The following is a 13,932-nucleotide window of genomic DNA, read 5'->3' as shown; positions in this document are numbered from 1 at the left end:
ATTACGGAGTCTAGGGCAATGGTAGGTCCTGAAGAAGTATTGAGTTTTTGGTTAGATGAGGTTGGCCCCGAGGGGTGGTACCTGCAGGATGAAGCGCTGGATGCGCGGATCCGGGATAAATTTCTTTCAACATGGGAAGCCGCGTGTGAGGGTAAATTCTCGCTTTGGCTGACCTATCCCAGCGGTTCGCTGGCCTATATTATTCTTATGGATCAGTTGCCTCGCAACATGTTCCGGGGAAGCAAACAGGCCTTTGCATCGGATCGGGCGGCACTGGCTGCAGCGAAATGCGCGGTCGACAAAGGCTGGGATCTTAAGATCGACGAACCGGCGCGGCAGTTCTTTTATTTGCCGATGATGCATTCGGAAAATCTGTGCGATCAGGAGCGCTGTGTGCGCCTTATGATCGAACGGATGCCGGAAGGCGGCGAGAGCAATCTGCTTCATGCGCGCGCTCATCGTGAGGTGATCCGCAAGTTCGGTCGTTTCCCGTATCGAAACGATGCGCTGGAACGCGCGACTACTGAACACGAAGCCGCATATGTCAGTAATGGCGGATATGGTTCGACTGTGCGCGAGTTGCAGGCCGCGACCTAGGTCGCGGGCTCACAGCCTTTTAGGATCAGAAGGCGGTCGGTAACAGTGTCGGCGGATGTCGTAATGGCATAGTCGATCAAGTCTTCTGGTTTTTCGACCAGGCCCGCCAATCGGGTCTGAGTGTCTTCCAGCTTCCCCTCCAGATCACCTAAACGTCGCAATGCCGCATTCAGCTGTTGGCGCGTGACCGCATCGAGTTGCGTGCCCCGACTGCTAAGGGTTGCAAGATCGCTGCGCAACGCGGCCAGTTCCCCACGAATTCCCTGCGCCTGATCTCGTAGCGGCGCCACGACCTGCAGGTTCTCAGCAAACCCGACCCGGATCTGATCGACAGACTGCGCAAGTTTCCACCCCAAAAACAGGCATAAAGCCAACAATATCAATGTCGCGTTCAAAAGAGCGAGCAGTAAATCTTTGAGCGTTTTAGCCATGATACGCCTTTCGAAAATCGGGAAGGTCAAAAACTGGTAGTGCATATTCGTCAGTTCTAGCCTTTGCGGTAACGTGGGTATAGGCTGAATTCAGCTCCAAATACCTGATTTGACCCCGCGTCACATATGTCGCGGGCTCTGATGTTGATGCGTTGTAAAAAATAGTTTAACGGTAAACTAGTTTTTTGAACTGACCTGTGCCGAGAGGGAAACATGGCTGCACAATCTTATGATCTGATCGTAATCGGGGCTGGCCCCGGTGGCTATGTAGCCGCTATTCGCGCGGCGCAACTGGGCCTGAAGACAGCTGTTGTCGAGCGCGAGCATCTGGGTGGTATCTGCCTGAACTGGGGCTGTATCCCGACAAAAGCACTACTGCGATCATCGGAAGTGTTTCACCTGATGGAGCGTGCCAAGGATTTTGGCTTGAAAGCAGACAAGGTCGGCTACGATCTGGATGCGGTTGTGAAGCGCTCGCGCGGTGTTGCCGCGCAGTTGTCCGGCGGCATAGGTCATCTGCTGAAAAAGAACAAAGTCGCTGTTGTCATGGGTGAGGCATCGATCCCCGCCAAGGGCAAGGTCAGCGTCAAAACAGACAAAGGCACGGAAGACCTAACCGCGAAGAATATCGTTCTGGCCACCGGTGCCCGGGCGCGCGAACTGCCGGGCCTTGAAGCGGATGGCGATCTGGTCTGGACGTATAAACACGCGCTGCAACCGCCGCGGATGCCCAAGAAACTGCTGGTCATCGGCTCGGGTGCGATCGGGATCGAATTCGCCAGCTTCTATAACACTTTGGGCGCGGACACGACCGTGGTCGAGGTGATGGATCGAGTGCTGCCTGTAGAAGATGCCGAGATCAGTGCATTTGCCAAGAAAGCTTTCACCAAGCAGGGCATGACCATCATGGAAAAGGCGATGGTTAAACAATTGGACCGCACCAAGGGCAAGGTGACTGCGCATATCGAGGTGAAAGGCAAGGTTGAGAAACACGATTTTGACACGGTGATCTCGGCCGTGGGCATCGTCGGCAATGTGGAAAGCCTCGGGCTTGAAGCCTTGGGTGTGAAGATCGACCGCACGCACGTGGTCACCGATGAATACTGCCGCACTGGGGTAGACGGGCTTTACGCAATAGGTGATATCGCCGGGGCGCCCTGGCTGGCCCACAAAGCCAGCCACGAAGGCGTGATGGTCGCGGAACTGATCGCGGGCAAACACGCACATCCGGTCAAGCCTGAAAGTATCGCGGGTTGTACATACTGTCAGCCTCAGGTCGCTTCGGTTGGGTATAGCGAAGCCAAGGCCAAAGAGCTGGGCTATGAGATCAAGGTCGGACGCTTCCCGTTCATCGGCAACGGCAAGGCCATCGCGCTTGGTGAGCCCGAGGGACTGATCAAGACCGTCTTCGATGCCAAGACTGGGGAACTGCTAGGTGCACACATGATCGGTGCCGAAGTCACAGAGCTTATTCAGGGCTATGTGGTCGGTCGCCAGTTGGAAACCACTGAAGAAGACCTGATGAACACCGTCTTCCCGCATCCGACGCTGTCTGAAATGATGCATGAAAGCGTGCTGGATGCCTATGGACGCGTGATACACATGTAAGGACAGGGGGCTCTGCCCCCGCCGCGGCAAGCCGCGACGCCCCCGAGATATTTATAGCCAGATGAAGCAGGGGATCCGTACTTCATCTGGCCGAAAATACCTCGGAGCGCGAGGCAGAGCCTCGCAAAGGATCCTCATTTATTTATTGCTTCCAATATTCGGGCCCACGAGCGGATGCCTTTGTGGAAGCTTTTGACGTCGTATTTCTCGTTCGGCGAGTGGATGGCATCATCGTCGTTGGCATACCCAACCAGCATCGAATCCAGCCCCAACACTGTATTGAAATATCCAACCACCGGGATTGATCCGCCCATCCCGGTGAAAACGGCCTCGCGATTCCACTCGTCCGAAAGTGCTCCGCGGGCCGCTTCGAATTCTGGGCGGCTAAGGTTCATCACCGAAGCAGGCGAGCCTTCGAGATCACTGTCCCAGACCACTTTAGCATCCGTAGACAGGCGCTCTTCGACATGTTTGCGGATCCTTTTGCGGAGCGCGTCCGGGTCCATGTCGCCGACCAGGCGGCAGGTGATCTTGCAATGTGCCTCGGACGGGATAACGGTTTTGGAGCCCGCGCCGTTGTAACCTCCCCAAAGGCCATTCACTTCAAGCGTGGGTCGCGCCCATTGTTGTTCCAGCGTGGAATAGCCTGTTTCACCGTGCGGCTCGGTATAGCCAACCGAATTCAGGTATTCCGCTTCATCGAACCCGCAATTCTCCCATTGGCGCAACTGCTCGGCCGGGACTTCGTGTACGCCTTCGTAAAAACCTTCGACCGCGACGCGGCCGGTTTCTTCATCATAGAAGGATGCGACGATGCGCGACAGTTCCCGCAGCGGGTTCAGACCCGGCCCGCCATAGTGGCCCGAATGCAGGTCGATGCGGGGACCGATGATTGTGAATTCATCCTTGAGCATGCCGCGCAATTGCGACGCTATCGAAGGCACCCCCCGCGACACCATCGAAGTATCACAGACCAGCGCGAGATCGGCCTGAAGCTCGGATTTGTTTGCTTTGAGAAATGGCACGAGCGAGGGCGACCCGGATTCTTCCTCACCTTCGAAGAAAAACGTGATGCGGCAGGGCAGGGTGCCATGCACTGCTTTCCAGGCGCGGCAGGCCTCGACGAAGGTCATCAGTTGGCCTTTGTCGTCAGAGGCGCCGCGCCCGCGTATCACCTGTCCGTGTGGAGTGTCTTCCAAAGCCGGATCGAAAGGATCGCGTGTCCAAAGCTCCAGCGGATCGACAGGTTGCACATCATAGTGCCCATAGAACAGAACATGCGGCCCACCGCTGTCCTCACCGACATGGCCAACGACCATGGGATGTCCCGGAGTTTCGCGCTTTTCGGCTGCAATACCGATACTTTTCAGATCCGCCACCAGCCAATCGGCAGCCTGGTCGACTTGGTCCTTGAAGGCCGGGTCAGTCGAGATGGAGGGAATGCGCAGGAACTCCATCAGGCGGTCGATGGAGGTGATCAGATCGGCGTCGATCCGGCTCAGTACAGCGTCAAGCGACATAGGGGTCTCCTGGGAAGGTCTTGAAATTGGACAGAGCCTATCAGCATGGGCGGTACCGTCCAGCAGGTTTCTGTGCTGGATCTGGAGGAAAGGCCTGCGGCGTTTCCTCGCGTCTTGTGGTCGTAACTTTGCTTGTCGGTTTAGGCGTTTGGCGTTATTTGATGCAAATCAAAGTTGGGTTCAGCTATTCGGCTGTAGGCCAGTTGGACAGATGAACGCGACGCCATACTTCCAGCCCGGCTTGTGAAGTGGCGAAAAAAGTCGCCCGGGGCTATAATAACCGGGCATCCAAGGAGGGTCCGTTGGACTATACTGCTCAGCTCGATACAGCGATTGCCAGGCTGCATGACGAAGGACGTTATCGGACCTTTATCGATATTGAACGTCGGAACGGTCATTTTCCGCATGCGGTACGGACTTGTCCCGATGGTTCGCAGCAGAACATCACCGTGTGGTGTGGCAATGATTATTTGGGCATGGGTCAGAATCCTGTTGTTTTGGAGGCCATGCACGAGGCGGTGGAGGCCGCAGGCGCAGGCTCGGGCGGGACGCGCAACATTTCAGGCACGACAGTCTATCACAAACGGCTGGAAGCTGAATTGGCGGACTTGCACGGCAAAGAAGCCGCACTGCTATTCACCAGTGCCTATATCGCCAATGACGCGACACTCAGCACTCTGCCAAAACTGTTCCCCGGCCTGATTATATATTCCGATGCACTGAACCATGCGTCGATGATCGAAGGCGTGCGCCGCAACGGGGGTGCCAAACGCATCTTCCGCCACAATGACGTGGCACATCTGCGTGAGTTGCTGGAGGCTGATGACCCTGCAGCCCCCAAGCTGATCGCGTTTGAGTCGGTCTATTCGATGGATGGCGATTTCGGACCCATTGAAGAGATTTGCGATCTGGCCGATGAATTCGGTGCTTTGACCTATATTGATGAGGTTCACGCAGTTGGCATGTACGGCCCCCGCGGCGGGGGTGTAACCGAGCGTGATCGGTTGGCGCATCGCATTGACATCATCAACGGAACGCTTGCCAAAGCCTACGGTGTCATGGGCGGCTACATCGCGGCGAGTGCCAAGATGTGTGACGCCATCCGGTCCTATGCGCCGGGCTTTATCTTTACTACCTCGCTGCCACCTGCGGTTGCGGCAGGGGCGGCAGCCTCGGTGGCCTATCTCAAGCGCGCGCCTGAACTGCGCGAGCAGCACCAGACCCAGGCCAGCATTCTTAAGCTGAGGCTGAAAGGACTTGGCATGCCTCTGATTGATCACGGCAGCCACATTGTGCCGGTGATCGTTGGCAACCCCGTCCACACCAAGAAGTTGAGCGATATGCTGCTGGATGACTATGGTATCTATGTGCAGCCAATCAATTTCCCGACCGTTCCGCGCGGCACCGAACGTCTGCGGTTTACGCCATCTCCGGTGCATGGACCCGACGAAATGAACCGTCTGGTGCAGGCGATGGACGAACTTTGGTCACATTGTGCGCTAAATCGCGCCGAACTTGCTGGATAACCTCACGCTAAAGTGTGCAACGAGTTTGCTGCGTGTTAAGCTTACGCTAACAAAAGAAGCGGACGAATCGTTATAGGGGCGATTCGACGTTTGCGCGTAACACGCGACAGGCAAAGATGGGGCAGCAGGAATGATTGGGCGCAGATCACAGCGCGATTCCGAAGAAGACATGGACGTCAGACCCAAGGGTTTTGATGACTATGAGGTACGGCTTGGCGATGTCATGCGCGGCGAACGTGCAACGATGGGCAAGTCGCTTCTGGATGTGCAGCGTGAACTGCGAATCAAAGCCAACTACATCGCCGCCATCGAAAATGCAGATCCCGATGCCTTTGACACACCCGGCTTCATCGCCGGGTATGTGCGTTCATATGCCCGCTATCTGGGCATGAACCCCGATGAGACTTTTGCGACCTTCTGTCAGGAAAGCGGTTTCGAGGTTGCGCATGGCATGTCGGCCGAGGCGTCGGTGGTCAAAAAGGCACAAGGTGGTTTGCCCTCACGCGGGCCGATGGGACGTGATCCGTTTGTCTCGCCCAATACGCCTTATATTCCGGGCCGCGAATCCGTAGTCAGCCAGATTGAACCGCGTGCTATTGGATCGACGCTGGTGCTGTTGGCCGTCATTGGCGGCATCGGTTATGGGGGCTGGTCGGTTCTGAACCGCATTCAGCAGGTGCAGGTCAGCCCGGTTGAGCAGGCCCCCGTCGTGCTTACAGACCTTGACCCGCTGGATGCCGCGCAGGCCCGGCCCGAGGCAACGGAACTGGCCAGCGCCGAGGTGCCAAGCTCTGAAGCGCTGGATCGTCTGTATCGTCCGCAGGCACTTGATGTGCCGGTGCTGGTGGCGCGCGATGCGCCGATTTCCACCCTTGATCCGCGCAATGTCGGAACGTTCCGCGCGCCTGAACCTCCGCAAATCAAAGTGACCGAAGTTCATACGGTTGAACGCCCGGCCTTGCCTCAAGTGGTTGAAAAGCTGGATACGACGCTGAAGATCGTGGCCGTGAACCCTGCTTGGATGCGTGTCACTGCAGCCGATGGCAGCGTGATTTTCGAAGGAACTCTGGGCACCGTTGAGCAGGGCAGCACGTTTGAAGTGCCGCTCACCGAGGAACCCCCGCAACTGCGAGCAGGAGCCGCGGGGTCGGTCTATTTCTCGATGAATGGCGAACACTTTGGTCCTGTGGGCGCGCCGGGTACGGTGGCCAAAGGTGTTGTTCTGTCAAAGGATGCCGTTGCAGAAACCTTCGCAGTTGCCGATCTTGAGGCCGATCAGAACAGCGCACTCAAGCAACTGGTGGCCGAGTTGCAGACCGAGGCGGCAGAAGCGCCCGCCGAGTGATCTTGGCATTGCTCCCCAAGGGATGGCGAACTATCTAAGGGTCAATTCAGGCTGATCCGGATCGATCCTCATGTCGCTCAATCACGTGCGCCCTTGGCGCAATATCTATCGCCGTAAATCCCGCCAGATCATGGTTGGCAATGTGCCCGTCGGAGGTGACGCACCGATTGCCGTGCAGACCATGACCAACACGCTGACCACCGATGTGGCTGCGACCGTGGCACAGGTGCAGGCGGCGGCCGAGGCGGGGGCGGATATCGTGCGGGTCTCGGTCCCGGATGAGGCCTCGTCAAAAGCGCTGAAAGAGATCGTGCGCGAAAGCCCTGTTCCTATCGTGGCTGATATTCATTTCCACTACCGTCGCGGAATCGAATCCGCCGAGGCTGGTGCGGCCTGTCTGCGGATCAATCCGGGCAATATCGGCGATGAAAAACGGGTGAAAGAGGTCATCAAAGCCGCGCGAGACCACAATTGCTCGATCCGGATCGGGGTGAACGCAGGGAGCCTGGAAAAGCACCTGCTTGAGAAATACGGCGAGCCGTGCCCCGAAGCGATGGTCGAGAGCGGGTTGGAGCATATCCGTATTCTCGAAGACAACGACTTTCACAATTTCAAGATCAGCGTGAAGGCCAGCGACGTATTCCTGTCAGCCGCGGCTTATCAGGGCATTGCCGAGGCGACGGATGCGCCCATCCATCTGGGCATCACCGAGGCCGGAGGGCTGGTCAGCGGCACCATCAAATCGGCCATCGGTCTGGGCAATCTGCTGTGGATGGGCATTGGCGACACGATCCGCGTCAGCCTGTCTGCTGATCCGGTGGAAGAGGTCAAGGTCGGCTATGAGATCCTGAAATCTCTGGGCCTGCGCCATCGCGGCGTGAACATCATCTCATGCCCCTCCTGCGCGCGACAGGGTTTTGACGTAATCAAAACAGTTGAGGCGTTGGAGCATCGCTTGGAACACATCAAGACACCCATGAGCCTGTCGATCATCGGCTGTGTCGTGAACGGTCCGGGTGAGGCGCTGATGACCGATGTCGGTTTCACCGGTGGCGGGGCAGGCTCGGGCATGGTCTATCTGGCAGGCAAAGCCAGCCACAAGATGTCAAACGACCAGATGATTGATCACATCGTTGAAGAGGTCGAAAAGAAGGCAGCAGAGCTGGATGCGGCAGCTGAAGCTGCTGAGTAACAAGGCCTAAGCAACAGGCATTTGCTGTGTTGCGCAGTGAATGCCGCCGCCCAGCTCGCCCAATACGTCGACATTTAATGCAATGATCTCGCGCCCGGGGTAGTGACGAGCTAGGGCCATCTGTGCAATCTCATCGGTTTCGCGGTCTCCGAACTGGGCCATCACGATGCCGCCATTACAAACATAGTAATTCGCATAAGACGCCACGAATTCGGGATCGTTAACTCGGCGCCTATTGGGTTCAGGGATCACCTCAACCTGCAATCCTTCGGCGATGAGACGGTCATGAGTATCAAGGGCCGCGACATGAAATGGATCATCCATATCCGGCTCGTCTGGCAGGTTGATCAAAACGCGCCCAGGGCCGGTGAAGCGCGCCAGACTGTCGATGTGGTAATCGGTGATATCCTCGCCCCAGACCCCATCAGACCAGACCATGCGGTCAGCCCCATAGGCTGCCAGTAATCGGGATTCAATTTCGTTGCGTGACAGGTCTGGATTGCGGTTCTCATTCACCCACGAGCTTTCATGGGCCATGATCAACCCATGACCGTCTTGTTCTACACCGCCGGCCTCGCCTTTCAAGCCGGTTGGAAGCAGGGGCAGACCGAGATGGTCGGCAACCTTGGCAGCGATCCGCGCATCGTGTTTGTGCACCTGTTTCCGACCCCAGCCGTTGAACTGGATACGAGTGACCGCAATCCCGCCTCGATTGCCGATCACGAAGATTGGACCTGCGTCGCGGCACCACAAATCTTCGGTTGGAACATCCCAGAGCTCGACTGATGAGGAAAGTTTTTGACGTGCATCCGCATGGTGCTTTCCCGCCGCAAGCATCGTCACGGGTTCAAAGGCGGAAATGGCGTTCGCGATTTCCGCGATGGTTTGTTGCACCATATCCAGAAAGATCTGGTCACGGTAAACTTTGCGGCTGACCGGCCATTGCATAAATGTGCGTTCGTGGGGCGCTTCTTCCGCCGGTACAAAGAAGTTTGAGGTGCGCTGAGCGAGGGCTTGCTTAGACAGGCCCATAAAACTCAGCGCACCTCCAGTGAGTAAGAGGTTCCGTCGATCCATGCTGGAAACCCACAGTGATGACTTAACCCTGTTCTGCCCGAACACCATTTGCGATCTGGAGCATTTGGTCTGCGGGCAGGTACCCGCGCATCATTTCGGTGCCCAGAACAAAGGACGGTGTGCCTGAAATCCGCAGCTTTTGCGCCAGATCGCGGGTTTTTGCGATTTCTTCGGTGACCTCATCGCTGTTCATTGCCGCGATGATCGCGTCGCTGTCCAGACCCAGCCCATCTGAAATCCGGCGCAGGGTCACCTCGGAGGGCTCGCCGCTGAATTCCAGCAGAGCGTCATGGACCTGCTTATAGGCATCGTCTCCGGCCACCTGTTTTGTTGCGATGGCAAAGCGGGATGACGCTACAGAGGCATCGCCCAGGATCGGCAATTCCTTAATCACAAGACGGATATTGCCGTCCTCGGCCAGCAGGGTGGCCACTTCGGGCACGGCGCGCCGGCAGTAACCGCAACGGTAGTCCATGAACTCGACCAGAGTAATATCGCCGTCCGGATTGCCACCGACCCAGCTGTAACCGTCATTAAAAAGCTCGTCAGCGTTGGCCGCGACGAGCTCCTTGTCAGCCTGAGCCTCGGCAACGGCATTTCGTTCCTCAAGGATATTGATCGCCTCGAGGATCACTTCGGGGTTTTCCAGAAGGTATTCGCGCACTTGTGCGCCAAACTCGGCCTTCTCGGCGTCGCTCATCGCGTTCAATTCCAGCGCCTGCGCAGGACCAGTGATCAGGGAAAGACCCAATAGGGCCGGTGCAGCATGTCTCAGGATCATTTCCGTTTCCTCTTTTTCTTCTTCTTTGCGCGCTCCGAGGCAATCAACACATCCTGTGCCCTTTGCCAACCCGGAGAGCCTTCGGGGAGCTGTGCAACAGCCCGTTTAGCATGTATGCCCGCATCATCAAGTCGGCCCTGCAGCGCATAGCGTTCTGCAGTCACCGCAGACGCCATTCCGTTGTTGCCCACCTGCGAATAGGCAGAACCCAGATCCTGCATCAGCCGGGCATTGCGATAGTCGCGTGCGCGCGCCTTTTCAAGCACTTGCAGGGCTTTCTTCGTCTTGCCATCCGCCAGCAAAGCACGTCCGTAACCGGCGAGGATCAGGGCATTGTTGGGCGCCATATCAACGGCTGCACCGTAGGCATCCACAGCTTCGCGCACGCGCCGGTTCTCCAATAGAATCTGGCCCTTCAATTCATAAAAAAACGGATCGTCAGGGCGAATCTCCAGCGCACCATCGATTGCGGCGCGGGCACGGGCGAGATCGCGATTTTGATGATGGGCCGATGCCTCGCGCATCAGGCGTATGTCACGATCTTTTTCTTCGCCCGCGCGACGCATGGTCCAGGTCGGGGATCGAAGAAAGGCTGACAACTTACCTTTGATCCGCGCGAACCTGTAATCGGCATTTGCGTTTTGCTCTGCCTTGTCGCCGAATTCGTTCAAAAAAGCTTCGGCCGCGCGCAAACGTTCGCGGCTGGTAGGATGTGAGCGCATGTAAGGGTCTTGATTGACGGGGTTCAACAGCTCTTGCCCCGCGAACTTACGGTGCAGGTTGACCATCCCGCGCGGAGATACTCCCGCCCAACGCAAATAGCTGGCAGCACTTCGATCCGCCGAGGCTTCTTCGGCCCGCGTATGGCCCAGAAAGCTGCGCAGCGCCGAGGCTTGTGTGCCCGCTGCAATTCCTGCTGCAGCTTCTCCGCCACCTGCGGCCGCGGCTGCAAGCGCTAAAAGCGTCCCAAGCTGCGCATTACGTTGCGCCGCGCGCAGGTTCTCTGAGCGTCTGGCCAGGTGGCCGTTGGCGATGTGCGCGGCCTCGTGTGCGATCACCGCTTGCAGCATCTCGGGCGTATCGACGCTTAGGATCAAGCCATAGTTGATATAGATCGTGTTGTAATCGATCACGAAGGCATTGAACGTACCATCATTGACGATCAGTACGCGCACCCGATTGGTGTTCAGGCCAGCGGCCCGCAGGATCGGAAAGGCGAGCTCTTGCAGCCCGTGTTCAATGTCGGGATCGCGGATAAGGCTTTGCGCGCTGGCCTGCATGGCGCTGATCGACCATGTCACTGCCAGCAGCAACACGGCCGGGATTGACGCCAGCCGGGATAAGCGTTCAAAAGCCATGGCTGCAACATGGGAGATGGCCATGAGAAACTCAACCCGTTCCGGGGTCGATCCCTTCATCGTGATGGACGTGATGGAGGCCGCGCGCAAGGCGGAAGAAGCCGGGCGGCATGTCGTTCACATGGAAGTAGGTCAACCGGGGACCGGCGCACCCAAAGGGGCAACCGAAGCATTGGCGAAGGCCATGGAACAAGGGCCGCTTGGGTATACGGTGGCTTTGGGTTTGCCCGCTCTTCGTCAGCGGATCGCGCAGATGTATGGTGAATGGTATGGCGTTGATCTCAATCCAGAACGGGTGGTCATCACACCGGGATCATCGGGCGGGTTTTTGCTCGCCTTTACCGCTCTGTTCGACAGCGGTGATCGGGTGGGGATTGGTGCCCCGGGATATCCCTCATATAGGCAAATCCTGAAAGCATTGGGTTTGGTGCCGGTAGACTTGCCGACAGCACCGGAAAACCGGCTGCAGCCGGTGCCCGCCGATTTCACGGGGCTTGATTTGCAGGGATTGATGGTTGCATCGCCTGCCAACCCGACTGGGACAATGCTGGATCATGCGGCGATGCAGGCGCTGATCGAAGGCGCACAGGGGCAGGGCGCATCTTTCATCAGTGATGAGATTTATCACGGGTTGGAATACGAAGCCAAAGCCGTCACTGCGCTGGAGCTGACGGATGAGTGCTATGTGATCAACTCATTCTCCAAATATTTCTCGATGACCGGTTGGCGCGTTGGCTGGATGGTTGTGCCCGAAGATCAGGTACGGGTGGTTGAGCGGATTGCCCAGAACATGTTCATCTGCGCGCCTCACGCCAGTCAGGTGGCCGCATTGGCAGCTATGGATTGTAACGACGAATTGCAGGCAAATCTGGATGTATACCGCCGCAATCGTCTGTTGATGCTGGACGGGTTGCCCAAGGCCGGTTTTACCAATATCGCACCGCCGGATGGGGCGTTTTATGTTTACGCGGATGTCTCAGACTTGACCGATGACAGCCGGGCATTTGCAGCCGAGATTCTCGACAAAGCCGGGGTTGCCGTGACGCCGGGGCTGGATTTCGACCCGGTGCGCGGGCACACGACGCTGCGATTTTCCTATGCGCGATCGAGCGACGACATTCAGGAGGGGTTGGACCGGCTGCAACGTTTTATGGCCGAGCGAGGCGCTATCCCGCGAACGGCCTAAAGCGTTCACAAAGGCAGGGTTATGCGATAGTCTCTGCCTCAAACGATCTCGGGATAACTTGAGGCCATGAGCAGGATTTTCTACGCAATCGCCCTGATATGGGCGCTGACTGGTGCTGCTGTCGCGCAGGACTTTAGCGCGCTTGCACGCGTCCTTCCGGACCAGAGCGGAATCGTCGATGATGGCAATACCGGCGTAAGGGTCGAACTTGGGCTGACTCAAGGCGTGCCATACCGCGTGTTCACACTGCGCGATCCATACCGCGTGGTGCTGGATTTCCAAGAGGTCGACTGGTCTGGCCTGAACCGCGAGACCTTTCTGCAAACCAGCCGGATCAGCGGTGTTCAATTCGGCGCATACGTGCCCGGTTGGTCGCGTCTGGTGTTGGAGCTGGGCGCTCCGCTGGCGGTGGAAACAGCTGATCTGCGGGTTGATCAGGCGACGGGCACTGCTCAACTATCGCTGCACCTGAAAGGCACTGATTTTGACAGTTTTGCAGCCAGCGCAGGTGCCCCCCGTCAGCCCGGCTGGGATTTGCCGGAACCCGCAGTGACACCGGCACTGCCGCGGCGCGACGGCGTGCGGGCGGTACGGGTCATGCTGGATCCCGGGCATGGCGGCATTGATCCCGGGGCAGAATTCGCTGATACCAATGAGAAAACACTGATGCTGACCTTCGCGCGAGAGCTGCGAGAGGCGCTGCTGCGTACCGGCGGTTTCGAAGTGGTGATGACGCGTGTTGACGATCAATTCGTCTCGCTCGAACGCCGTATCTCGCTGGCACATCAGGCCGGGGCCGACGTGTTTATCTCACTGCATGCGGATTCGCTTTCCGAAGGGCTGGCGCATGGGTCGGTCGTGTACACTCTTTCAGAGGAAGCTTCAGACGTTGCCAGTCAAAAGCTGGCCGAACGGCATGACCGGAGTGATTTGATCGCAGGTATTGATCTCAGCGGTGCAGACGATCAGGTCGCTGATGTGTTGCTGGATCTGGCTCGGCAAGAGACTGTGCCACGCAGTAGCGCACTGGCGCGCTCGCTGGTGGATGGAATGACGCAGCAGGGAGGCCCGATGAATCGTCGTCCGCTACGTTCTTCGTCGTTTTCGGTGTTGAAGGCAGCCGATATCCCATCGGTTCTGGTTGAGTTGGGTTTTTTGTCCAGCCCGCGCGATTTCAAGAACATCTCTGATCCAAACTGGCGCGCATCCATGGCGCATGGGCTTGTGCAGGGGCTTGAGAACTGGCGTCGGGACGATCTGGTGAAGCGATCTCTGATCGGACAATGACGCAGCGGCGCAAAACAGCCATTG

General features: G+C 57.5%; 12 protein-coding genes. 7 read left to right on the top strand and 5 right to left on the bottom strand.

The genetic code is table 11. The features are described 5' to 3' along the window. The first annotated feature begins 18 nt into the window (after positions 1–18). Positions 19–597: a DUF924 family protein gene (locus ACR0AY_RS04300; RefSeq protein ID WP_170396541.1), complete on the top strand. Its 579-nt coding sequence runs from the start codon at positions 19–21 to the stop codon at positions 595–597. Here the strand turns inward: ACR0AY_RS04300 and ACR0AY_RS04295 are convergent. Next, a complete protein-coding gene (locus tag ACR0AY_RS04295; RefSeq protein WP_170512961.1) occupies positions 594–1,028 on the bottom strand; it encodes a hypothetical protein in 435 nt (144 codons plus the stop codon). The two genes, ACR0AY_RS04300 and ACR0AY_RS04295, sit on opposite strands and share 4 nt — an antisense overlap. Positions 1,029–1,241: 213 nt before the next feature. On the opposite strand from ACR0AY_RS04295, the gene lpdA reads away from it, so the two are divergent. Continuing rightward, positions 1,242–2,636: a dihydrolipoyl dehydrogenase gene (lpdA, locus tag ACR0AY_RS04290; RefSeq protein ID WP_170512962.1), complete on the top strand. Its 1,395-nt coding sequence runs from the start codon at positions 1,242–1,244 to the stop codon at positions 2,634–2,636. Positions 2,637–2,770: 134 nt separating this feature from the next. On the opposite strand, the gene ACR0AY_RS04285 is transcribed toward lpdA, so the two are convergent. Further along, positions 2,771–4,156, bottom strand: coding sequence for a dipeptidase (locus ACR0AY_RS04285; RefSeq protein WP_170512964.1), 1,386 nt, complete (start codon positions 4,154–4,156; stop codon positions 2,771–2,773). A gap of 302 nt (positions 4,157–4,458) precedes the next feature. Here ACR0AY_RS04285 and hemA point away from each other — a divergent pair, with 302 nt between their 5' ends. The 3 genes from hemA to ispG all read left to right on the top strand — a co-directional run bounded on the left by hemA (position 4,459) and on the right by ispG (position 8,219). Further along, positions 4,459–5,682: a 5-aminolevulinate synthase gene (hemA, locus tag ACR0AY_RS04280; RefSeq protein WP_170403046.1), complete on the top strand. Its 1,224-nt coding sequence runs from the start codon at positions 4,459–4,461 to the stop codon at positions 5,680–5,682. 130 nt (positions 5,683–5,812) lie between these two features. Beyond that, entirely contained in the window at positions 5,813–7,027 is a 1,215-nt protein-coding gene (locus tag ACR0AY_RS04275) for a helix-turn-helix domain-containing protein (RefSeq protein WP_170403043.1), read from the top strand. A 70-nt stretch (positions 7,028–7,097) separates the two neighbouring features. Further along, positions 7,098–8,219, top strand: coding sequence for a flavodoxin-dependent (E)-4-hydroxy-3-methylbut-2-enyl-diphosphate synthase (gene ispG / locus ACR0AY_RS04270; RefSeq protein WP_170396552.1), 1,122 nt, complete (start codon positions 7,098–7,100; stop codon positions 8,217–8,219). 6 nt (positions 8,220–8,225) lie between these two features. Here the strand turns inward: ispG and ACR0AY_RS04265 are convergent, their stop codons facing one another. Genes ACR0AY_RS04265 through ACR0AY_RS04255 form a run of 3 tightly spaced genes read right to left on the bottom strand, consistent with a single transcriptional unit; the run spans position 8,226 to position 11,459 of the window. Further along, entirely contained in the window at positions 8,226–9,296 is a 1,071-nt protein-coding gene (locus tag ACR0AY_RS04265) for an agmatine deiminase family protein (protein WP_170512966.1), read from the bottom strand. A gap of 22 nt (positions 9,297–9,318) precedes the next feature. Beyond that, on the bottom strand, positions 9,319–10,077 hold the full coding sequence (locus ACR0AY_RS04260; protein ID WP_170396556.1) for a DsbA family protein: 759 nt from the start codon (positions 10,075–10,077) through the stop codon (positions 9,319–9,321). Then, positions 10,074–11,459: a M48 family metalloprotease gene (locus tag ACR0AY_RS04255; protein WP_170512968.1), complete on the bottom strand. Its 1,386-nt coding sequence runs from the start codon at positions 11,457–11,459 to the stop codon at positions 10,074–10,076. The genes ACR0AY_RS04260 and ACR0AY_RS04255 overlap by 4 nt, the downstream gene beginning before the upstream one ends. On the opposite strand from ACR0AY_RS04255, the gene ACR0AY_RS04250 reads away from it, so the two are divergent. Beyond that, positions 11,458–12,621: an aminotransferase class I/II-fold pyridoxal phosphate-dependent enzyme gene (locus ACR0AY_RS04250; RefSeq protein ID WP_170512970.1), complete on the top strand. Its 1,164-nt coding sequence runs from the start codon at positions 11,458–11,460 to the stop codon at positions 12,619–12,621. The two genes, ACR0AY_RS04255 and ACR0AY_RS04250, sit on opposite strands and share 2 nt — an antisense overlap. Before the next feature lie 66 nt (positions 12,622–12,687). Then, positions 12,688–13,908, top strand: coding sequence for an N-acetylmuramoyl-L-alanine amidase (locus ACR0AY_RS04245; RefSeq protein ID WP_170512067.1), 1,221 nt, complete (start codon positions 12,688–12,690; stop codon positions 13,906–13,908). Positions 13,909–13,932: the final 24 nt, after the last annotated feature.

The sequence above is a fragment of the Ruegeria sp. A5 genome, from assembly GCF_056543005.1.
The sequence above is the reverse complement of the archived record's forward strand: the minus strand, read 5'-3'. Positions and strand labels throughout refer to the sequence as shown.